This window comes from Micromonospora tulbaghiae (assembly GCF_900091605.1).
In the GTDB taxonomy this organism is placed as follows: Bacteria; Actinomycetota; Actinomycetes; order Mycobacteriales; family Micromonosporaceae; genus Micromonospora; species Micromonospora tulbaghiae.
The window spans coordinates 85,370-104,929 of the sequence record NZ_FMCQ01000004.1 but is presented as its reverse complement, the minus strand read 5'-3'; the positions used below and the strand labels follow the sequence as shown (position 1 = coordinate 104,929).

Genomic DNA, 19,560 nt, shown 5'->3' with positions numbered 1-19,560 from the left:
TACGGGGAGGTCCGATGCGGCGAGGACTCGGCCGGTGGGCCGTGGCAGTGGTGGCGCTGCTCGCGGCGGGCACGCTGACGGCGTGCGGCGAGGAGGAACGGCCGGTCCGGGAGGTCGCTGTGGAACTGCCCACGGCGGCGCCGGCGGAGCAACCGCAGGAGGGGCCGGCCGACGCGCCGAGCGAGGAGCCACCGGCGGTTGCGGCGATGGGCGGGCGGCCCAGTCCGAGCGCGTCGGCGAAACCGAAGCCGGGGGCGAAGCCGACCCGCAAGACCACGGCGCCGCTGGCCCGGCCGAAGCCGCCGACCGAGACCCAGGTGCCACCGGCGCCGCCGAAGCCGGTGGACGACGGCTGCAAGCCGAGCTACCGGGGCACCAAGGCCACCCAGAGCCAGGTCAAGGCGGCGCTCTCCGACGCCGCGGCGCGCACCTACTGGCCGACCTCGGCGCCGGACATCCGCATCCCGTCGGCGCTGCTGAAGGCCACCGCCTGGCAGGAGAGCGGGTGGCAGTCCAACATCGTCGCCTGTGACGGCGGAGTCGGGCTGATGCAGGTCATGCCGGCCACTGCGGAGTGGATGAACCAGCGGTTCGGCCAGTCGTACGACATCGACGCCTACCGCGACAACGCCTACCTGGGCGGCACCTACCTGGCCTGGCTGACCAAGTACATCGGCGACATGTACTTCGAGTCCGACTACCGGCTCGACGCCTCACTGTGCACCGCCGAGCTGAACTCCTGCCTGCTCAACGCCGTGATCGCCGCCTACAACTACGGGCACGGGGCGGTGGCGCGGGAGGACCAGCCGCTGGCCGTCCCCAACCCGCAGTACGTGCGCAACGTGCGGGCGCTGATGACCGAGTGCGAGTGCCTGAGCTTCTGAGCGACCGGACGATCGGGCGGGGGCCGGCGCGTACGCCGGCCCCCGCCCGCCGGTTCAGTCCCGTGCGGGAACCGGGTCGGCCGGCGCCCCGGTGGGCGCGTCGGCGTCCCGGGTGATCCGGCCGGGCCACCAGAACCGGTCGCCGAGCAGGAACGCCAGCGCCGGCACCAGGACGGTACGGACCAGCAGCGTGTCCAGCAGCACGCCGATGCAGACGATGATGCCGATCTGGGTGAGCGTGATCAGCGGCAGCACGCCGAGCACCGCGAACACCGCCGCCAGCAGGATGCCGGCGCTGGTGATGACGCCGCCGGTGACCCGCAGCGCCGACAGCATGCCCTCGCGGGTGCCGGTGCGCCGGGCGTCCTCCCGGGCCCGGGTGACCAGGAAGATGTTGTAGTCGACGCCGAGCGCCACCAGGAACACGAACGCGAGCAGCAGCACCCCGCTGTCCAGCGCCGGGAAGTCCAGCACGTGGTCGAAGAGCAGCCAGGCCGCGCCGAGGCTGGCGAAGAACGAGCCGATGACCGTGAGCACCAGCAGCAGCGGCGCCAGGAGCCCGCGCAGCAGCAGCACCAGCACCGCGCCGACCAGCAGCAGGATGAGCGGCAGGATCAGCTGCAGGTCCTTGGTGTTGGCCTCGTTCGAGTCGTACGTGGCGGCGACCGAACCACCGACCAGGGCGCCGTCGGGGGCGTCCGCGCCATCCACGGCGGGCGGTGCCGAGTCCGGTACGGCGGACACGGCGTCGCGCAGCGCCACCACGGCCCGGTCGGAGGCGGCGCTGCCCGGCTCGGCGGTGAGCACCACGTCGATCTGGGCGACCCGGTCCCCGGCGGCGCCGGGCCGGGCCGAGGCGACCCCGTCGACGCCGCCGGCCGCGGCGAGGACGGCCTGGGCGGCCTGCGGGGTGGTGAGCACCGCCACCGGCTGGGTGCTGCCGGCCGGGAACGCCCGGGCGAGCGTCTCCGCTCCGGCGACCGCCTCCGGCTTCTCGCTGAACTGCTCGGTCTCGGACAGCCCGGTGCGGATGCCCAGGCCGCCGAGGGCGAGGCCGGCGAGCAGCAGGACGGCGAGCCCGGCGACCGGCAGCGGCCGGCGGACGACCAGCTCGCCGAGGCGGCCCCAGATCCGGCCCTCGCGCGCGGCGCTGCCGACGCGGGGGACGAACGGCCAGAACAGGCCGCGGCCGAACAGCAGCAGGGCGGCGGGGAGCACGAACAGGGCGGAGAGCATGGCGAGGATCACACCGGTGGCGCAGGCCAGGGCGAGCGCCCGGTTGGTCTCCTGCTCGGACAGCAGCAGCGTGAGCACGCCGAGGACGACCGTGCTGCCGCTTGCCAGGATCGGCTCGGCGGTGCGGCGCAGCGCGGACCGCATGGCGGCGAACCGGTCCTCCTCGCGGCGCAGTTCCTCCCGGTAGCGGGCGATGAGCAGCAGCGCGTAGTTGGTCGCGGCGCCGAACACCAGCACGCTGGCGATGCCCGTCACCTGCCCGCTGGGCAGGTAGATGCCGAAGGCCGGCACGAGGGACTCCACCACGCGCAGCGTGATCTGCTCGGTCGCGCCCACCACCAGCAGCGGCACCAGCCACAGGAACGGGCTGCGGTAGGTGACGAGCAGCAGCACCGCCACCACGGCGGCGGTGACCAGCAGCAGCGTGGTGTCGGCGCCCTGGAACACCTTGCCCAGGTCGGCGGTGAACGCGGGCCCGCCGGTGACCTCGACGGTCAGCTCGCCGGGCAGGTCGCCGACGGCCTCGCGGAGCTTCTCCACCTCGTCGACCACCGCCGACGGCCCGCCCTCGGTGGACAGCGGCACCGCGACCAGCGCCACGGTGCCGTCCGGGGAGACCTGGGCGGGGGAGACCCGCCCACCGGCGGCGAGCGAGCCGAGGTCGCCGGAGATGCCGTCGAGCGTGCTGCGGTCCGCGCCGCTGAGTGGGCCCCCGTCGGCGCGGCTGACCACGACCAGGGCGGTCTGGGCGTCCTTGGAGGGCAACTGCTCCTGGAGCCGCTCGACCTGTGTCGACTGCCACTCCACGGACAGGCCGGTGTCGGAGACGGGCGCCGGATTGTCCGGCTTCGGTAGCCCGAAGGCGACCACGCCGACGACGAGCGCGGCGGCCAGCGTGAGCCAGGCGGCCAGCCGGCCCCGGACGACGCGGGTGAACAGAGACATCTGATGCCCTCACATATTGGTCGCGGGGGATTCTCTCTTAACGAGTATCTTGATGAGCGAGATTATCCGGGGTGGTTCTATGCTGCAACCGGAACTGTTCGACAGGGGGTGGCGGCAAGCGGTGGCGGCGCACAGGATGTATCGGCGACGCGACGACCCACGCGGTCGCATGGTGGCCGACATCACCAACGACCTGCGTCGTTACTCGGTCGACGCGCAGCACATCGGGCACGCGTTCGCCGGGCTGCACGGGCTCAACGCCACCGACCTGTACGCCCTGATCGCGGTCATGGAGGCCGAGCTGGTGGGCGACCCGATCACCCCCGGCCGGCTCGGCGAGGCGCTCAACCTCTCCTCCGGCTCGGTGACCGCGCTCGTCGACCGGCTGGAACGCGGCGGCCACATCCGGCGCGACCGGGACACCGCCGACCGCCGCAAGATCCTCCTGCACTACGCCGACCGCGGCGCCACGCTCGCGCAGAGCTTCTTCGGGCCGCTGGGCCGCCGTACCGACGAGGTGATGGAGCGCTTCAGCGACGACGAGCTGGCGGTGGTGCACCGGTTCATGGCCGAGATGGTGCACTCCATGCGGACCCACCGGGACGAGATCCGCGCGGCCCCCCGTCGCGGCGCCGCGTCCGGCCCGGCCGACTGATCATGCGGCTGGTCACCCGGGCCGCCACCGCGGCGCTGCGACTGCCCGCCGCCCGCACCGGGCGGGTCGCCGTCACCCGGGACATCCCGGTCCGGGTACGCGACGGCGTGACGCTGCGCACCGACCACTACGCGCCCGGCCTGCCCGCCGCGCCGTGTGTGCTGATCCGCACCCCGTACGGGCGGGGTGGGCCGATCCGCCTGCTGGGCCGCCTGATCGCCGAGCGGGGCTTCCACGTGGTGATCCAGTCGTGCCGCGGCACGTTCGGCTCCGACGGCGAGTTCGCCCCGCTCGTGCACGAGCGTGACGACGGCCTGGACACGCTGGACTGGCTGCGCCGCCAGCCCTGGTGGACCGGCGCGTTCGGCATGTTCGGCGCCAGCTACCAGGGCTTCGTGCAGTGGGCGCTCGCCGCCGAGGCGGGCGACGAGCTGCGCGCGATGGTCGCCGTGGTGACCGCGTCGGCCACCCGCGACTCCACGTACGCGGGGGAGTCGTTCGCACTGGACACGGTGCTCACCTGGGCCGAGCTGCTGCAGGCGCAGACAGTGCCCTGGCTGGCCCGGCAGTGGGAACTCAAGCGCGGCCAGCCCCGGCTCGCCCGCGCCCTGGCACACCTCCCGCTGGCCGAGGCCGACCGGGTCGCCACCGGCGTGACGGTGCCGTTCTTCCAGGAGTGGCTGCGCCACCACACCCCCGACGCCGGCTACTGGCGTACCCGGGTCTTCGGCGACCGGATCACCGAGGTCCGCGCGCCGGTCGCCATGGTCGGCGGCTGGCAGGACATCTTCCTGCCGGCCCAGCTCGACGACTACGCCCGCCTGCGGGCCTCCGGGGCACGAACCCGCCTGGTCGTCGGGCCGTGGACGCACGGCAGCCCGGGACTGCTCCTGGCCTCGCTGCGGGAGGGCCTGGACTGGCTCGACACCCACCTGGCCGGGCGGCCCGGGCCGGAACGCGCGCCGGTGCGGGTGCACGTCGGCGGCGAAGGCGGCGGCTGGCGTGACCTGCCGGACTGGCCGCCACCGGCCACGCCCGCCCGGTGGCACCTGCGCTCCGCCGGCGGGCTGGCCCCGGAGCCGCAGGAGCGCAGCGCGCCGGACCGGATCTGGTACGACCCGGCCGACCCCACCCCGTCGCTCGGTGGCCCGCTGCTGGTCGCCCAGCGGGCCGGCGCGGTGGACAACCGGCCGGTCGAGGCCCGCCCCGACGTGCTCACCTACACCAGCGAGCCGTTGCGTGACCCGGTCGAGGTGGCCGGGCCGGTACGCGCCGAGATCCACCTGCGCAGTGAACTGTCGTACCTGGACGTCTTCGTGCGTCTGTGCGACGTGGACCGGCGCGGACGCTCCTGGAACGTCTGCGACGGCCTGGTCCGCGTCGAGCCCGGACGGTTCCCGCGCGATCCGTCCGGAGTGGTCACCGTGCCGGTGACGCTCTGGCCGACGGCGTACCGCTTCGCGTCCGGGCACCGGCTGCGGGTGCAGGTCTCCGGCGGTGCCCACCCCCGCTACGCGCGCAACCCTGGCACTGGCGAGCCACTCGGCACCGCTGTGACCCTCCGTGCTGGCTGGCGGGAGATCCTCCACGATTGTGAGCATCCCTCGGCGTTGGTGCTGCCGCTCGTGCCGGCACCGTCCACAGCGGGCTGATAGTTCAAAAAACCCCCTCTGAGCTGGGCGCTTTCGCCTAACCGTGGTTAAGCTCGGAGCAAGTGCCCGGTGCCGTGCAGTTATCCGGCGGGGCGCGTCCGCGGATCGCACGTCATCACGCGGTGTGATTTTCGTGCCCTCGCCGGTCATCGATCGGAAGGGGAGCTGCCATGACGTCGGCCCCGGCGAACCTGCTGGCCGTCCGGAACCTGTTACTCACCTACCTCAACGTGGACAAGAAGGCCGTACGCGCCGACGACCTGGAGCCGGCGGAGGTCGGCATCGTCGGCGACGTCAACCATCGCGGCGGCTACCACTGCGGCTCCGACCGGGTCGTCAAGAACGACTACTCGGTGGTGGAGTCCAGCCGGGACCGGTCCGGGCTCACGCTGCACGCGTCCGCGCTGGACGTCGGCACCTTCTCCGTCCGCTCCGGCGGCGGTACGCACAACCTGCGGACCTTCTCCGCCTGGATGGTGGCGCAGTGCGCGGCGAACGCGGCCGACACCCGGGACATCCGGGAGATCATCTACTCCCCGGACGGGCGGACGGTGCGCCGCTGGGACCGGCTGGGGCGGCGGACCAGCGGTGACAGCAGCCACCAGTTCCACACCCACTTCAGCTTCTTCCGCGACTCCACAAAGGCGGGACGGGACCAGACCCCGCTGTTCCGCCGCTACCTCACCGCGATCGGGATGATCGCCGTCGTGAAACCGGAGGACGACATGGAACAGACCGACAAACTCATCGGGAACACCGGCTCGAAGGGCCGTACGGTCGGCGACGTCCTGGCCGACCTGCAGAACCTGCGCAACTGGCTCATCTCGCCGGCGAACACCACCGGCCTGGTCAACCCGCCCATGGCGAACTCGCCGTTGCAGCAGATGCTGGCGATGCTGCGCGCCTGGCCGGCGCTGGTGGCGCAGGTGAACGAACTGTCCGGCAAGGACTTCACCGACGAGGAACAGATCGTCTCCGGGGTGCTGGCCGGGCTGCCGCCGGAGAAGATCGCCGAGGCCATCCCGCCGCAGATCGCCCGCGACGTGGCCGACGAACTGTCCCGCCGGCTGACCGCCTGACCGTCCGGCGCCGCGGCCTCGCGTCGCGGCGCCGTGGTCCGGCCCATTTCGCAAGAGCTGTTGCGCAACAGCTCTTGCGAATGCCAGACTCGCCGCATGGAACAGCCCACCGTCCGGCAGGTCACCGACTCGCGGGTGCTCGCCGCGCTCGCCCACCCACTGCGCCGCCGGCTCATGGACGCGCTCAAGGTGTACGGCCCGTGCACCGTCGGCATGCTCGCCGAGCACACCGGCCAGGCCCCGGCGAACGTGAGCCACCACCTCAAGGTGCTCGCCGCAGCCGACCTGCTGGTCGAGGCGCCCGAACTGGCCCGCGACCGCCGGGAACGCTGGTGGAAGCCCCGCAACCGGGGCGTGCGCTGGTCCGAGTCCGACTTCGGCGACGACCCGTCCACCCGAGTGGTCGTCGAGGCCGCAGGGTCGCTCAACCTGGAGCGGCACACCGAGCTGGTGCGAGCCTGGCACACCGCGTCGGACGAGACGCACGCAGCCTGGAACGACGCCCCGTTCAGCACCGACCACTGGCTGCACCTGACCCCGGACGAGCTGGACGCGCTCGGCCGTGAGGTGATCGCCCTGCTCACCCGCTGGTCGGACCGGCCCGTCCCCGACGACGGGCAGCGGCGCGAGCCGGTCTTCGTGTTCGCCCACGGCGTCCCGGGCCGGCCGTGACCGTCCACGGCGTTCCGGCGCCGGCCGCGAACGCCTTACCGGGGCGCCCGTTGTGACCGCCCCAGCGCGCACCTCCGGGCCGGTCGAAGCATCGCCCGGCCGGCTGTTCCGGCACCGCGACTTCCGGCTGCTCTGGACCGGTCACACGGTCAGCGCCGTGGGCAGCAACATGACCGCCGTGGCGCTGCCGCTGGTCGCGGTCGCGGTGCTCGACGCGACCACCTTCCAGGTGGCGGTGCTCACCGCCGCGGCGTGGCTGCCCTGGCTGTTCGCCGGCCTTCCGGTCGGGGCGTGGGTCGACCGGGTCCGCCGCCGCCCCGTGATGATCGCCGCCGACCTGGTCGCCGCCGCGCTGTTCGCGAGCGTCCCGGCGGCCGCCCTGCTCGGGCTGCTCACCGTCGGGCACCTGCTGGTCGTGGCGCTCGGCGCCGGGCTGGCCCGGGTCTTCTTCGAGACCGCCGACCAGGTCTACCTGCCCACGCTGCTGCGTCCCGAGCAGGTGCCCGAGGCAAACGCCCGGCTGCACGCCACCCAGACCGCGAGCTACCTCGTCGGCCCGGGACTGGCGGGCCTGATCGCCCAGCTCGTCGGCGCGGTGACAGCGGTGGCGCTGGACGCGCTGACCTTCCTGCTCTCCGCGCTCTGCCTGCGCCGCATCAGCGCGGTCGAGGCGCGGCCGCACCGGGGCGCCGGGACGACGTCACTGCGCCGGGAGGTCGCCGCCGGGCTGCGGTTCGTCGTCCGCGACCCGTACCTGCGGGTGCTGACGGTCTTCGGGGCGGCGAGCAACATCGGGCTCACCGGCTACCAGGCCGTGCTCGTGGTGTTCCTGGTCCGCTCGGCCGAGCTGCCCGCCGGGCTGGTCGGCCTCCTGATCGGACTGGCCAGCCTCGGCGGAGTGGTCGGGGCCGCGCTGGCCGCGCGCCTGGCCCGCCGGCTCGGAACCGCCCGCACGCTGCTGTTCGCCGGCGCCCTGACCGGGCCGCCCGCGCTGCTGATCCCACTCGCCGGTGCCGGCGCGCGGACAGCCTGGCTGGTGCTCGGCGGCATGCTGGTGAGCCTGGGCGTCGCGATCGGCAACGTCGTAAAGGGCAGCTTCCGGCAGACGTACACGCCGCACCGGCTGCTCGGCCGCGTCACGGTGAGCATGCACCTGCTCAACTACGGGACGATTCCGCTGGCCGCCCTGCTCGCCGGGGCGCTGGGCGCGGCCTGGGGGCCGCACGGCGCGATCCGGGCGATGACCGCCTGGCTGGCGCTGACCCCGCTGATCCTGCTCGCCGGGCCACTACGGAGACGGCGCGACCTGCCGACCGCGCCGTCCTGATGATGTACTGCGGCGGCGGTCGGAGCCCGACCGCCGCCACCGGCACGCGTTACATCGGACGAACGTTGTCCGCCTGCGGGCCCTTCTGCCCCTGGGTCACCTCGAACTCGACCTTCTGACCCTCGTTCAGCTCGCGGTAGCCACCGCTCTGGATGGCCGAGTAGTGGACGAACACGTCCGGGCCTCCGCCGTCCTGCTCGATGAACCCGAAGCCCTTTTCCGAGTTGAACCACTTGACCGTGCCGGTTGCCATGCGTCTCTCCCTGTTCAATGCGAGCGAGCACCGGCTCCGCGGCCGGTGATCGCCCTGTACCACCCTGACAGTAACCGTCCGGACCGGAATTCGCTGCCGGAAGCGCGCGGCGCGCCCGTGAATACGTGCCGCGCCGGGCAAAATGACCCCGGCGTCCGGCGCGGCGCGGCATGCTTGCCCCGATGAGCAGGCAGACGGCTCTGGCCGACCTGGAGCAGGAGATCGCGGCGCCCGGCGCGGGCCCGGACCGCCTGCGCCTGGTCGGTACGCCGTTCGTGCCGGAGGTACGCCTGCACCTGGCCGAGGACGCCATCCTGTGGTGGGCGCGGATGGAGGCCGCCGCCGGGCGGTCGTTGCCGCCGCCGTACTGGGCGTCGGTCTGGGCCGGTGGCCAGGCGCTCGCCCGGCACCTGCTGGACCACCCCGAGCTGGCCGCCGGGCGGCGGGTGCTCGACCTGGGCGCCGGATCGGGGCTGGTCGCCATCGCCGCCGCGCTCGCCGGGGCCGACCAGGTGGTCGCCAACGACATCGACCCGTACGCGGTGGCGGCGGTCACCCTCAACGCCCGGGCCAACCGGGTCCGGGTGACCGTCGACGGTGCCGACCTGCTCGACGGGGTGGCGGGCGCCGACCTGCTGGTGGCCGGGGACGCGCTCTACGACGCCGGCCTGGCCGCCCGGGTTCTGCCTTACCTGCGGCGCTGCGCCGCACACGGTGTGCAGGTGCTGGTCGGCGACCCGGACCGGGGCCACCTGCCACCGGACGGGCTGGAACTGGTGGCGAGCTATCCGGTGCCGACCACCGAACCCTCGGTCGACACCCCGGTGCGCCGGGTGCAGGTGCTCCGGCCCCGGTGACCCGGCCGACCCCAGGGGTCCGCCCGGACGGGTGTCGGGGACCACTGGGGGATCATGCCCGATGTGACGGCGGGCAGCCGCCGCATAGCGTGCAGCTCATGACCGAATTCGTGGCCGCCGCCGGTGAGCTGCCCACCACCCTGCTGATGGGGCTGCTCGGCGTGGTCATGCTCGCCGACGCCGTACCCCTGATCGGGGTGCTGGTGCCCGGCGACGCCGCGGTCCTCGCGGCGGTCGGCGCGGGTCGTCCGGCCGGCGGGGCGCTGGCCGTCGCGACTGTGGTCGCCGGCTGCCTGGCCGGCTGGTCGCTGAGCTTCTTCGCCGGCCGGCGCTGGGGCGGGCGGCTGCGGGACAGCCGGGTGGGCGGCTGGATCGGCGAGTCCCGCTGGGCCGCCGCCGAGACGCTGCTGCACCGCGGCGGCGGACGGATCGTGCTGGTGGCGCCGTTCCTGCCGGTGTTCAACGCGTTGCTGCCGCTGGCCGCGGGCGGGCTGCGGATGTCGTACCGGCGGTTCCTGGCCTGCGCGGCGTTGGGGGCCACCGCGTGGGCCGGGCTCTACGTGGCGCTGGGGCTCGCCGCGCGGACGCTGACCGGCCTGCTGCCCGGCGCGGTCAACCCCACGGTGCTGACCATGGCGGTCGGGCTGCTGCTGGCCGGCCCGGTGCTGCTCGCCACCCGGCGCCGGCTGCGGGCGGTCACCGGCTGACCGCGCCCGGCCCGGCCGTCACGGGGGAGGCCGGGCCGGACGTGCTCACCAGCCGCGGGCGCGCCACTGCGGCACCGCGGGCCGCTCGGCGCCGATGGTGCTGTCCTTGCCGTGGCCCGGGTAGAACCAGGTGTCGTCCGGCAGCCGGTCGAAGAGCTTGGCCTCGACGTCGTCGATGAGCCGGCCGAAACGCTCCGGGTCCTGGTCCGTGTTGCCCACGCCACCGGGGAAGAGCGAGTCGCCGGTGAACAGGTGCGGGGTGCCGGCCGGGTCGCGGTAGAGCAGCGCGATCGAGCCCGGCGTGTGCCCGCGCAGGTGGATGACCTCCAGCGCGCAGTCACCGACCGGCACCGTGTCGCCGTCGCCGAGCCGCTCGGCCTCGATCGGCAGGCCCTCGGCGTCGTCGGCGTGCACCAGCGCGCGCGCCCCGGTCTTGGCCACCACCTCCTCCAGCGCGACCCAGTGGTCCATGTGCTGGTGGGTGGTCACCACAGCCGCCAGCCCGCCGTCGCCGACCAGCTCCAGCAGGCGCGGCGCCTCGTTCGCGGCGTCGATCAGCACCTGCTCGCCGGTGGCGTGGCAGCGCAGCAGATAGGCGTTGTTGTCCATCGGGCCCACCGACAACTTGGTGACGGTGAGCCGGTCGAGCTCGCGCACGGCCGGCGGACCGCCGGGCGTGACGTCTCCGGTGTAGGTCATGACGATGTTCAGATCCATTCCGGTGGGTTCGGCAGAGGGCCGTCGGGTTCGACGGTGAGCAGCTCGCCCGCGCCCCGGCCGGTCAGCCAGGCGGCGAGTTCCGGCGCGGGGCCGGTGACCGTGGGCGCCCCCTCGGGGTCACCCACGACGAGTTCGGACGCCGCGCCGTCGAAACGCAGCACCATGGCGGGCGCGGCCGGGTTGCCGGCCAGCCCGGTCACTACCTCGTGCAGCAGCCGCTGGGCGAACGCCTCCGGCCAGTCCGCCGGCCGGTACCCGGCCGCCAGGTCGACGTGGTGCACCTCGACCTCGCGCAGCCGGCCCCAGACCAGCATCGCCGCCGGCCACGGGCCGCGCCGGGTCTGCACGGTGGCGCCCCAGGCCTCCACGGGCATCGCCGCGACCGCCGCGTCGAAGCGCTGGCCGCTGCGGCGTACGTCGTCCAGCAGGTCGGCCGGGCCGCGCCCGGCGCCGGCGTCGATGTCGTCGGCGCGGGCCTGCGCCGAGGCGTACATCGGGATCTCCTCGCCGGTGCGCGCCGAGGTGAGCAGGTTGACGAACCCGTCGGCGTTGCGGGCCAGGTGGGTGAGCACGTGCGCGCGGGTCCAGCCCGGCAGCAGCGAGGGCGCCGCGACGTCCGCGGCGGTCAGGCCGGACACGGTACGCAGCAGCCGGTCGTTCGCCTCGGCCAGCGCGCCGGTCAGCAGCAGGGGGTCGCTCGTCATCTCGTTCTCACGCGTCCGACCCTAGCTGGCCGGACCGGGCCGTGCCCGGGGGGAAATCGCTTTCGGCGCGTCGGCGTGCCACCTACCGTCGGGGCCGACGACATCGCCGCCGGCGCCGGACGCGCCGGGGTCCACGTCGTCGCGAACGCGGCACCGGGAGTCGGAGGGGAGGTGGTGCGCATGCCGGTCGCAGCCCGTGTGTTCCGCCGTACCTCCCCCTCGACACCGATGAGGACACCATGACTCTCGATCTGACCGCCCTCGGCTGGGACGCCGGCTGGGCGGCCCATCTCGACCGGCGCGCCGGCCACCGTCACGGGCGGGTCGCCCGGGTGGACCGGGGCGTCTGCACCGTGCTGTGCCCGCAGGGGCCGGTGCGGGCCAGCCTCGGCGGCGGCGTGCTGTCCGCCGCCGCCCGCGACCTCACCGCGCTGCCCTGCGCGGGCGACTGGGTACTGCTGTCCACCTGGCCGGACGGCCCGGTCACGGTGGAGGCGGTGCTGCCGCGGCGTACCGCCCTGGTGCGGCGTACCGCGGGCAAGGACGCCAGCGGCCAGGTGCTGGCCGCCAACCTCGACGCCGCCGCGGTGGTCGAGCCGGTGCACCCGGAACCGGACGCCGCGCGGATCGAACGGCTGCTCTCCCTGGTCCACGAATCAGGGGCGGAGCCGCTCGTCGTGCTCACCAAGGCCGACCTGGCCGCCGACCCGGCGGCGGTGGCCCGGCAGCTGGCCGACCTCGCGCCCGGTGTGCCGGTGCTCGCGGTCAGCGCCGAGCGGGGCACCGGCCTGGCGCCGCTGCGCCGGCACGTCGCCCCGGGACGCACGCTCGGCCTGCTCGGCCCCTCCGGCGCCGGCAAGTCGAGCCTGGTCAACGCGCTGGCCGGGGCGGACGTGATGCGCACCCAGGCGATCCGCCGCGTCGACGGCAAGGGCCGGCACACCACCACCTGGCGGTCGCTGGTGCCGCTGCCGGGTGGGGGAGCGGTGCTGGACACCCCCGGCGTACGGGCGGTCGGCCTGCTCGACGGCGCGTCCGGCCTGGACCGGGCGTTCGCCGACATCACCGAGCTGGCCGCCGGCTGCCGGTACGCCGACTGCGCCCACGACGCCGAGCCGGGCTGCGCGGTGCGGGCCGCGCTGGACGACGGCGCGCTGCCGGTGCGCCGCTGGGAGAGCTGGCGCCGGCTCCAGCGGGAGATCGAGTACGAGGGCGGTCGCCGCGCGGCCCGGCTGGCGGCCGAACGGCGGGGCGGCCGGCGGGGCGGGCGGCGACGCACCGGACGTCCGGCGACCCCGCCCGCTCCCGGGGCATTCTGAGCCCGCACGGGCCGGTCGGGTGGACCTGCGTGGTTCCCGCCCGACCGGCCTGAGCTGGGGGAATGTTCGCGCGACGGAAGTTGTCATACGTCGGGGCTAGAGTTGCCGAGGCGTCTTTTCTGCGCCCCGACAACCTGTGAAAACCACCCAGACCCGGCGTCTGGTGCACAGATCCGCCTCATATTCTTCTTCCGGGAGCACACGCACCGTGGCCGACCGACTGATCATCCGTGGCGCGCGCGAGCACAACCTGCGTGACGTCAGTCTCGACCTGCCCCGGGACGCCCTGATCGTCTTCACCGGGCTCTCCGGTTCGGGCAAGTCGAGCCTGGCGTTCGACACCATCTTCGCCGAGGGGCAGCGCCGCTACGTCGAGTCGCTGTCGTCGTACGCCCGGCAGTTCCTCGGCCAGATGGACAAGCCCGACGTCGACTTCATCGAGGGCCTCAGTCCCGCCGTCTCCATCGACCAGAAGTCCACCTCGCGCAACCCGCGCTCCACCGTCGGCACGATCACCGAGGTCTACGACTACCTCCGCCTGCTGTTCGCCCGCATCGGCGAGCCGCACTGCCCGATCTGCGGCGAGCGGATCTCCAAGCAGAGCCCGCAGCAGATCGTCGACCGGGTCCTGGCGATGGCCGAGGGCACCCGGTTCATGGTGCTCGCGCCGGTGGTGCGCGGCCGCAAGGGCGAGTACGTCGACCTGTTCGCCGAGCTCCAGGCCAAGGGCTACGCCCGTGCCCGGGTCGACGGCGTGGTGCACCCGCTCACCGAGCCGCCGAAGCTCAAGAAGCAGGAGAAGCACACCATCGAGGTGGTGATCGACCGGCTCAGCGTCAAGCCGAGCGCCAAGCAGCGGCTGACCGACTCGGTCGAGGCCGCGCTCGGCCTCTCCGGCGGCCTGGTGCTGCTCGACTTCGTCGACCTGCCGGAGGACGACCCGGCCCGGGAGCGCCGCTACTCCGAGCACCTGGCCTGCCCGAACGACCACCCGCTCGCCATCGAGGACCTGGAACCCCGCGTCTTCTCCTTCAACGCCCCCTACGGCGCCTGCCCGGAGTGCACCGGCCTCGGCACCAAGAAGGAGGTGGACCCCGAGCTGGTCATCCCCGACCCGGAACGCACGCTGCGCGACGGCGCGATCCAGCCCTGGGCCACCGGGCACAACCTCGAATACTTCCTGCGGCTGCTGGAGGCGCTCGGCGAGGCCGAGCACTTCGACATCGACACGCCGTGGCGGGCGCTGCCGTCGCGGGCGCAGAAGACGATCCTGCACGGCTCCGACGACCAGGTGCACGTGCGTTACCGCAACAAGTACGGCCGTGAGCGCTCCTACTACACCGGGTTCGAGGGCGTGGTGCAGTGGATCGAGCGCCGGCACACCGACACCGAGTCGGAGTGGTCCCGGGACAAGTACGAGGGCTACATGCGGGACGTGCCCTGCGCGGCCTGCGGCGGCACCCGGCTCAAGCCGGAGGTGCTCGCGGTCACCCTGGCCGGCAAGAGCATCGCCGAGGTCTGCAACCTCTCCGTCGGCGAGGCGGCCGACCTGCTCGCCGGCATCGAGCTGACCGACCGGCAAAAGATGATCGCCGAGCGGGTGCTCAAGGAGATCAACGCCCGGCTGAAGTTCCTGCTCGACGTCGGCCTGGACTACCTCTCGCTGGACCGCCCGGCCGGCACGCTCTCCGGCGGCGAGGCCCAGCGCATCCGGCTGGCCACCCAGATCGGCTCCGGCCTGGTCGGCGTGCTCTACGTGCTCGACGAGCCCTCGATCGGCCTGCACCAGCGCGACAACCACCGCCTCATCGAGACGCTGCTGCGGTTGCGCGGCCTGGGCAACACGCTGATCGTGGTCGAGCACGACGAGGACACCATCCGGGTGGCGGACTGGATCGTCGACATCGGCCCGGGCGCGGGCGAGCACGGCGGCGAGATCGTGCACAGCGGGTCGGTGCCGGCGCTGCTGGACAACGCCGAGTCGGTCACCGGGGCGTACCTGGCCGGGCGAAAGTCGATCCCGACGCCGGCCGCCCGCCGGCCGCAGACCCCGGGCCGCGAGCTGGTGGTGCACGGCGCCCGCGAGCACAACCTGCGCAACCTCACCGTGGGCTTCCCGCTGGGCCAGCTCATCGCGGTCACCGGCGTCAGCGGCTCGGGCAAGTCGACGCTCGTCAACGACATCCTCTACGCCGTGCTGGCGAACCAGATCAACGGCGCCCGGCTGGTGCCCGGCCGGCACACCCGGGTCACCGGCCTGGAGCACGTGGACAAGGTCGTCGGCGTGGACCAGTCGCCGATCGGGCGGACGCCGCGCTCCAACCCGGCCACCTACACCGGCGTCTGGGACCATGTCCGCAAGCTCTTCGCGGAGACGACCGAGGCCAAGGTCCGGGGGTACGGCCCGGGCCGGTTCTCGTTCAACGTCAAGGGCGGGCGCTGCGAGGCGTGCTCCGGCGACGGCACCATCAAGATCGAGATGAACTTCCTGCCGGACGTCTACGTCCCCTGCGAGGTGTGCAAGGGCGCGCGCTACAACCGCGAGACGCTCGAGGTGCACTACAAGGGCAAGACGGTCGCCGAGGTGCTGGACATGCCGATCGAGGAGGCGGCCGACTTCTTCTCCGCCATCCCGGCCATCCACCGGCACCTCAAGACGCTCGTCGACGTCGGCCTTGGCTACGTCCGCCTCGGCCAGCCCGCGCCGACGCTGTCCGGCGGCGAGGCGCAGCGCGTCAAGCTCGCCTCCGAACTCCAGAAGCGCTCCACCGGCCGCACCGTCTACGTGCTCGACGAGCCCACCACCGGCCTGCACTTCGAGGACATCCGCAAGCTGCTGATGGTGCTGGAGGGCCTGGTCGACAAGGGCAACACGGTCATCACCATCGAGCACAACCTCGACGTGATCAAGACGGCCGACTGGCTCATCGACATGGGCCCCGAGGGCGGTCACCGGGGCGGCACCGTCATCGCCACCGGCACACCGGAGGAGGTCGCCGAGGTGCCGGACAGCCACACCGGGGAGTTCCTGCGCCCGATCCTCAAGCTCGACGGCGAGGCCAAGGGCGCCAAGGCGGCCACCACCCGGGCGGCCAAGGCCAACGGCAGCGCCAAGTCGCGGGCCCGCAAGGTCGTCCCCGCCGGGGCGCGCTGACCCGTCCGGTACGCGTTTTCGCAGGCCGGGCAGCGAATGCCCGGCCTGTGACGCGCCAGTATGAACCGTGCCCCACGCTGGTGCGTGTTTCCGCAGTAAGCCGAGAGAAAGGCCGGACATGAGTGATGATCAGGCGCTGACCCGACCGGTCACCCAGAGCCGCCGTACCCTGCTCGCCGGAGCCGGAGCGATCGGCGCGGCCGTGGTGCTCGCGGGCTGCGGCAGCGACGACGACGCGTCCCCCGGGCTCGCCCCGACCAGCGGCGGCCCGCCCGGCGCCACCGCGACCGGTGACGCCGGCGGCGGCGACCGGGACGGCGGCAGCGCACTGGCGCGCACCTCGGACATCCCGGTCGGCGGCGGCGCCGTCTTCGCCAGCCAGGGCGTGGTGATCACCCAGCCCGAGGCCGGCCAGTTCAAGGCGTTCGACCCGATCTGCACCCACCAGCGCTGCCCGGTGTCGAACGTCGACGGCGGCACGATCAACTGCACCTGCCACAACAGCCGGTTCTCGATCGTCGACGGCTCGGTGAAGGGCGGCCCGGCCACCAAGCCGCTCGCGGCGAAGGAGATCAAGGTCGACGGCGACCAGATCAAGCTGGCCTGACCCGTTCCGCGCCCCCGTCGGCCGGTGGTCGGCGGGGGCGCGGCTACGGTCGGGTGTCAGGGGTGCGGACTAGGCTTGATGCCGTGGCTGACCCCTCGACCTACCGTCCCGCGCCCGGCACCATCCCGGAGTCGCCAGGGGTCTACCGCTTCCGCGACGGCACCGGCCGGGTGATCTACGTCGGCAAGGCGCGCAACCTGCGCAGCCGGCTCAACTCCTACTTCGCCGACCCGGTCGGCCTGCACCAGCGCACCCGGCAGATGGTGTTCACCGCCGAGTCGGTCGACTGGATCACCGTCGCCACCGAGGTCGAGGCGCTCCAGCAGGAATACACCTGGATCAAGCAGTACGACCCCCGGTTCAACGTCCGCTACCGAGACGACAAGTCGTACCCCTATCTCGCGGTCACGCTCGACGAGGAATACCCCCGGTTGCAGGTCATGCGCGGCGTGAAGCGCAAGGGCGTGCGCTACTTCGGGCCGTACTCGCACGCCTGGGCGATCCGCGAGACGCTCGACCTGCTGCTGCGGGTCTTCCCGGCGCGGACCTGCTCCTCCGGGGTGTTCAAGCGGGCCGGGCAGGTCGGCCGGCCCTGCCTGCTCGGTTACATCGGCAAGTGCTCCGCGCCGTGCGTCGGCAGCGTCACCGCGCAGCAGCACCGCGAGATCGTCGACGGCTTCTGCGACTTCATGGCCGGCCGCACCGACACCATGGTCCGGCGGCTGGAGAAGGAGATGCTCGACGCCAGCGAGCAGCTGGAGTTCGAGCGGGCCGCCCGGCTGCGCGACGACGTCGCGGCGCTGCGCCGGGCGATGGAGAAGCAGACGGTGGTGCTCGGCGACGGCACCGACGCCGACGTGGTCGCCTTCGCCGACGACCCGCTCGAAGCCGCCGTGCAGGTGTTCCACGTCCGCGGCGGCCGGGTGCGCGGCCAGCGTGGCTGGGTGGTGGAGAAGACCGAGGAGCTGACCACCGGCGACCTCGTGCACCACTTCTGCACCCAGGTGTACGGCGGCGAGCAGGGCGAGGCCGACGTGCCCCGCGAGCTGCTCGTCCCCGAGCTGCCCGGCGACGCCGACGCACTCGCCGACTGGCTCACCGCCCGCCGGGGCAGCCGGGTGTCGCTGCGGGTGCCGCAGCGCGGCGACAAGCGGTCGCTGCTGGAGACCGTCGAACGCAACGCCAAGGACGCGCTGGCCCGGCACAAGCTCAAGCGGGCCGGTGACCTGACCACCCGCAGCCAGGCGCTCGACGAGATCGCCGACGCCTTGGCCATGAACACGTCGCCGCTGCGCATCGAGTGCTTCGACGTGTCGCAGATCCAGGGCACCGACGTGGTCGCCAGCATGGTCGTGTTCGAGGACGGGCTGCCCCGCAAGAGCGAGTACCGCCGGTTCATCGTGCGCGGCGCCACCGACGACCTGTCGGCCATGTCCGAGGTGCTGCGGCGGCGCTTCGCCCGCTACCTCGACGCCCGTGCCGAGACCGGTGAGCTGGGTGAGGAGACCGCCTCCGACCCCGACCGGCCCGGCATCGACCCGACCACAGGGCGGCCGCGCAAGTTCGCGTACCCACCGCAGCTCGTCGTGGTCGACGGCGGCCCGCCCCAGGTCGCCGCCGCCGCGAAGGCGCTCGCCGAGCTGGGCATCGACGACGTGGCGCTGTGTGGGCTGGCCAAGCGGCTGGAGGAGGTCTGGCTGCCCGACGACGAGTTCCCGGTGATCCTGCCGCGCACCTCCGAGGCGCTCTACCTGCTGCAACGCGTACGCGACGAGGCCCACCGCTTCGCCATCACGTTCCACCGCCAGCGGCGCTCGAAGCGGATGACCGAATCGGCGCTGGACAACGTCCCCGGTCTCGGCGAGGTACGCCGTAGGGCGCTGCTGCGGCACTTCGGCTCGCTGAAGCGGCTGTCCGCCGCCACGGTGGAGGAGATCACCGAGGTGCCCGGGGTGGGCAGGCGTACGGCCGAGGCGATCCTGGCCGCGCTGGACGGCTCCCCAGCCGACGCAGCCCCCCGTTCCTGACTTTCGCTGCTCGTCCGCCGTCCGGCTTTGCTCGCTGTCCGGCTTGCCGGACGTCACCGTCACGCCCGAGTGGAACCCCGTGGGTGTCTCCGCCCCCGTTTGACACCCATCAGGTGCCACTGATGGTCGAGCTTCCCATTTGGTGCGAACTCTGTCCCACTCGGAGACCCGTGCCAGATCTTGGTACGGAAGTGCCCCCATAGGGGCCATTCGGTACCAAGATCTCGCTCACCGCGCGGGGCTTGTGTCGGTGGGCCGATCCGTCATGCCGCTTCCTGGATGCAGGGCTCCCGCACAGGGGTGGCCGCCGACGCTCACGCCCGAGCTGCGCCCACGCCCACGCGATCTTGCACTTACCGCCCCCGGGGCGGCAGGCCGCTACGCCGCGACCCCCTCGCTCCAAGGCCCTCGGAGATCTTGGTAGGAAACGGCCCCTATGAGGGCCCTTTCGTACCAAGATCTCTCCCGGCTCCCATCATGCGGCCTGCCGATCTCATGTCGCGGAAAGGCGCCCCCTCTAGCCCCGCAGGCGGCATCCGACACTCACGCGATCTTGCACTTGATGCCCGTCAAATGTCCGCTTTGCGGGGGTTCACCAGGGACCAAGGTGCAAGATCGCGGTGGTGCAACCAGCCCGGGCGACGGCGCGTCGGGTTTGGTGAGCGGTGTCCGGTTCGGTGCGGGGGCGTGGGTGTGGTCGGTGCCATCGTGAGGGTGGAATCGGCGGCGGGCGCGGGGCGTTGTACATGGCTGACCGCCGAG

16 protein-coding genes are annotated in these 19,560 nt (G+C 73.1%); 12 read left to right on the top strand and 4 right to left on the bottom strand.

All coding sequences use genetic code 11. The annotated features are described in order from the left end of the window. Positions 1-14 precede the first annotated feature (14 nt). Positions 15-884 carry a lytic transglycosylase domain-containing protein gene (locus GA0070562_RS13240; protein WP_091420475.1) on the top strand — a complete coding sequence of 290 codons (870 nt, stop codon included), beginning with the start codon at positions 15-17 and terminating at the stop codon, positions 882-884. A 54-nt stretch (positions 885-938) separates the two neighbouring features. Here GA0070562_RS13240 and GA0070562_RS13235 read toward each other — a convergent pair whose 3' ends face one another. After that, positions 939-3,065, bottom strand: coding sequence for an MMPL family transporter (locus GA0070562_RS13235; protein WP_091420473.1), 2,127 nt, complete (start codon positions 3,063-3,065; stop codon positions 939-941). Between the two features lie 136 nt (positions 3,066-3,201). On the opposite strand from GA0070562_RS13235, the gene GA0070562_RS13230 reads away from it, so the two are divergent. From GA0070562_RS13230 to GA0070562_RS13210, 5 genes are all read left to right on the top strand, one after another. Beyond that, positions 3,202-3,720 (top strand): MarR family winged helix-turn-helix transcriptional regulator, encoded by a 519-nt coding sequence (locus GA0070562_RS13230; protein ID WP_091420471.1) that lies wholly within the window; start codon positions 3,202-3,204, stop codon positions 3,718-3,720. Between the two features lie 2 nt (positions 3,721-3,722). Continuing rightward, a complete protein-coding gene (locus GA0070562_RS13225; RefSeq protein WP_091420469.1) occupies positions 3,723-5,372 on the top strand; it encodes a CocE/NonD family hydrolase in 1,650 nt (549 codons plus the stop codon). Positions 5,373-5,542: 170 nt separating this feature from the next. Next, positions 5,543-6,451 (top strand): hypothetical protein, encoded by a 909-nt coding sequence (locus GA0070562_RS13220; protein WP_091420467.1) that lies wholly within the window; start codon positions 5,543-5,545, stop codon positions 6,449-6,451. A gap of 96 nt (positions 6,452-6,547) precedes the next feature. Continuing rightward, positions 6,548-7,123 (top strand): ArsR/SmtB family transcription factor, encoded by a 576-nt coding sequence (locus GA0070562_RS13215; RefSeq protein ID WP_091420464.1) that lies wholly within the window; start codon positions 6,548-6,550, stop codon positions 7,121-7,123. A gap of 52 nt (positions 7,124-7,175) precedes the next feature. Further along, positions 7,176-8,450, top strand: a complete 1,275-nt coding sequence (locus tag GA0070562_RS13210; RefSeq protein WP_091420462.1) for an MFS transporter — start codon at positions 7,176-7,178, stop codon at positions 8,448-8,450. A 49-nt stretch (positions 8,451-8,499) separates the two neighbouring features. On the opposite strand, the gene GA0070562_RS13205 is transcribed toward GA0070562_RS13210, so the two are convergent. Continuing rightward, positions 8,500-8,703 carry a cold-shock protein gene (locus tag GA0070562_RS13205; RefSeq protein ID WP_091059998.1) on the bottom strand — a complete coding sequence of 68 codons (204 nt, stop codon included), beginning with the start codon at positions 8,701-8,703 and terminating at the stop codon, positions 8,500-8,502. Positions 8,704-8,885: 182 nt separating this feature from the next. On the opposite strand from GA0070562_RS13205, the gene GA0070562_RS13200 reads away from it, so the two are divergent. Together GA0070562_RS13200 and GA0070562_RS13195 are read left to right on the top strand one after the other, a co-directional pair. After that, on the top strand, positions 8,886-9,560 hold the full coding sequence (locus GA0070562_RS13200; RefSeq protein ID WP_091420459.1) for a class I SAM-dependent methyltransferase: 675 nt from the start codon (positions 8,886-8,888) through the stop codon (positions 9,558-9,560). Between the two features lie 98 nt (positions 9,561-9,658). Further along, complete coding sequence (locus GA0070562_RS13195; protein WP_091421937.1) at positions 9,659-10,267, top strand: DedA family protein; 609 nt, start codon at positions 9,659-9,661, stop codon at positions 10,265-10,267. Positions 10,268-10,312: 45 nt separating this feature from the next. Here the strand turns inward: GA0070562_RS13195 and GA0070562_RS13190 are convergent, their stop codons facing one another. Further along, entirely contained in the window at positions 10,313-10,966 is a 654-nt protein-coding gene (locus GA0070562_RS13190; protein WP_091421932.1) for an MBL fold metallo-hydrolase, read from the bottom strand. Positions 10,967-10,974: 8 nt separating this feature from the next. Beyond that, positions 10,975-11,691 (bottom strand): maleylpyruvate isomerase family mycothiol-dependent enzyme, encoded by a 717-nt coding sequence (locus GA0070562_RS13185; RefSeq protein ID WP_091420456.1) that lies wholly within the window; start codon positions 11,689-11,691, stop codon positions 10,975-10,977. A 239-nt stretch (positions 11,692-11,930) separates the two neighbouring features. Here GA0070562_RS13185 and rsgA point away from each other — a divergent pair, with 239 nt between their 5' ends. The 4 genes from rsgA to uvrC all read left to right on the top strand — a co-directional run bounded on the left by rsgA (position 11,931) and on the right by uvrC (position 18,798). Further along, entirely contained in the window at positions 11,931-13,010 is a 1,080-nt protein-coding gene (rsgA, locus tag GA0070562_RS13180) for a ribosome small subunit-dependent GTPase A (RefSeq protein WP_091420453.1), read from the top strand. 208 nt (positions 13,011-13,218) lie between these two features. Further along, positions 13,219-16,164: an excinuclease ABC subunit UvrA gene (uvrA, locus tag GA0070562_RS13175; protein WP_091420451.1), complete on the top strand. Its 2,946-nt coding sequence runs from the start codon at positions 13,219-13,221 to the stop codon at positions 16,162-16,164. Between the two features lie 118 nt (positions 16,165-16,282). Continuing rightward, entirely contained in the window at positions 16,283-16,771 is a 489-nt protein-coding gene (locus tag GA0070562_RS13170) for a Rieske (2Fe-2S) protein (protein WP_091420448.1), read from the top strand. Between the two features lie 83 nt (positions 16,772-16,854). Continuing rightward, on the top strand, positions 16,855-18,798 hold the full coding sequence (gene uvrC / locus GA0070562_RS13165) for an excinuclease ABC subunit UvrC (RefSeq protein WP_091420445.1): 1,944 nt from the start codon (positions 16,855-16,857) through the stop codon (positions 18,796-18,798). Positions 18,799-19,560 lie beyond the last annotated feature (762 nt).

What these genes read in the sequence shown, in the direction of transcription:
- GA0070562_RS13240 (WP_091420475.1), top strand. Translation starts at nt 15, where the DNA reads ATGCGGCGAGGACTCGGCCGGTGGGCCGTGGCAGTGGTGGCGCTGCTC.
- GA0070562_RS13225 (WP_091420469.1), top strand. Translation starts at nt 3,723, where the DNA reads ATGCGGCTGGTCACCCGGGCCGCCACCGCGGCGCTGCGACTGCCCGCC.
- GA0070562_RS13185 (WP_091420456.1), bottom strand. Translation starts at nt 11,691, where the DNA reads ATGACGAGCGACCCCCTGCTGCTGACCGGCGCGCTGGCCGAGGCGAAC.
- GA0070562_RS13205 (WP_091059998.1), bottom strand. Translation starts at nt 8,703, where the DNA reads ATGGCAACCGGCACGGTCAAGTGGTTCAACTCGGAAAAGGGCTTCGGG.
- GA0070562_RS13170 (WP_091420448.1), top strand. Translation starts at nt 16,283, where the DNA reads ATGAGTGATGATCAGGCGCTGACCCGACCGGTCACCCAGAGCCGCCGT.
- GA0070562_RS13215 (WP_091420464.1), top strand. Translation starts at nt 6,548, where the DNA reads ATGGAACAGCCCACCGTCCGGCAGGTCACCGACTCGCGGGTGCTCGCC.
- GA0070562_RS13230 (WP_091420471.1), top strand. Translation starts at nt 3,202, where the DNA reads ATGTATCGGCGACGCGACGACCCACGCGGTCGCATGGTGGCCGACATC.
- GA0070562_RS13235 (WP_091420473.1), bottom strand. Translation starts at nt 3,065, where the DNA reads ATGTCTCTGTTCACCCGCGTCGTCCGGGGCCGGCTGGCCGCCTGGCTC.
- GA0070562_RS13220 (WP_091420467.1), top strand. Translation starts at nt 5,543, where the DNA reads ATGACGTCGGCCCCGGCGAACCTGCTGGCCGTCCGGAACCTGTTACTC.
- GA0070562_RS13200 (WP_091420459.1), top strand. Translation starts at nt 8,886, where the DNA reads ATGAGCAGGCAGACGGCTCTGGCCGACCTGGAGCAGGAGATCGCGGCG.
- GA0070562_RS13190 (WP_091421932.1), bottom strand. Translation starts at nt 10,966, where the DNA reads ATGACCTACACCGGAGACGTCACGCCCGGCGGTCCGCCGGCCGTGCGC.
- rsgA (WP_091420453.1), top strand. Translation starts at nt 11,931, where the DNA reads ATGACTCTCGATCTGACCGCCCTCGGCTGGGACGCCGGCTGGGCGGCC.
- GA0070562_RS13195 (WP_091421937.1), top strand. Translation starts at nt 9,659, where the DNA reads ATGACCGAATTCGTGGCCGCCGCCGGTGAGCTGCCCACCACCCTGCTG.